1 protein-coding gene and 1 pseudogene are annotated in these 817 nt (G+C 48.3%); one reads left to right on the top strand and one right to left on the bottom strand.

Features of this window, described 5'->3' with window-relative positions; genetic code table 11:
- Window positions 1-187, bottom strand: a pseudogene (locus ACTHSP_RS21010) (transposase); the annotation flags it as partial.
- 218 nt (window positions 188-405) lie between these two features.
- Here ACTHSP_RS21010 and ACTHSP_RS21005 point away from each other — a divergent pair.
- On the top strand, window positions 406-672 hold the full coding sequence (locus tag ACTHSP_RS21005) for a SemiSWEET family transporter (protein ID WP_004518970.1): 267 nt from the start codon (window positions 406-408) through the stop codon (window positions 670-672).
- The last annotated feature ends 145 nt before the right edge of the window (window positions 673-817 follow it).

Raw genomic sequence — 817 nt, 5'->3', positions numbered from 1 at the left:
GTATAGACCCGTCCGTTGCGTTTCAGAATGCCGAAGACAACCACTTTTCCTGCCGCACCTCGACCACGTCTGCCTTTACGCTGTCCGCCGAAATAGCTTTCGTCCAGCTCGACAGAGCCCTCGAAAACCTCATCGGCAGCCAAGGCCAAATGATGGATGATGACATACATATTTTGCGGTAGAATAGAGTTATTTATCCTGCGACTAGGTAGAAGGCGCGGAAAGTCCGGCAGAACTGGTCAGCCTGATTGAAAGCGGCGACTACGAAGCCCTGCTTGCCGAAGATTCGGACGAACATGGCCAAGGCCACGAACATCATTGCGGCTGCGGCTGTTCCCTCGGCTGAGTCAGCCTGCCCATATTATCTACCGCCTCGATTTTCATATTAAAAGGAGACTTACCAGCATGATAAGCAAAGCAAAATTCAATACCGTTGTCGGCAGCATAGGAGCGGCAATAGGTATTTTCGTATTTGTCGCCTATATCCCCCAAATTATCGCCAATATGCAAGGGGCAAAGGCGCAGCCGTGGCAACCCCTGTTTGCAGCAGTATCCTGTCTGATTTGGGTTTTGTACGGTTGGAGCAAAGAACCCCGGAAAGACTGGATTCTGATTATACCCAACGCAGTCGGCGTGATATTGGGATTTCTGACTTTTCTGACTTCGCTTTAAACAAGGGGCTAATCTACGTCAGCCCCAAAACTAAACGCCCTCATGATGTAAAGCTTTAAAAAACAGCAAAGGCCGTCTGAAAATTGAAATTTCAGACGGCCTTTTAAACGGTTTGAAAAGGACGTATCGAACACGTCTTTTTTTT

This window comes from Neisseria sp. P0001.S005, from assembly GCF_051963715.1.
Note: the sequence above shows the minus strand (reverse complement) of the source record. Positions and strands in the feature narration are given on the sequence as shown.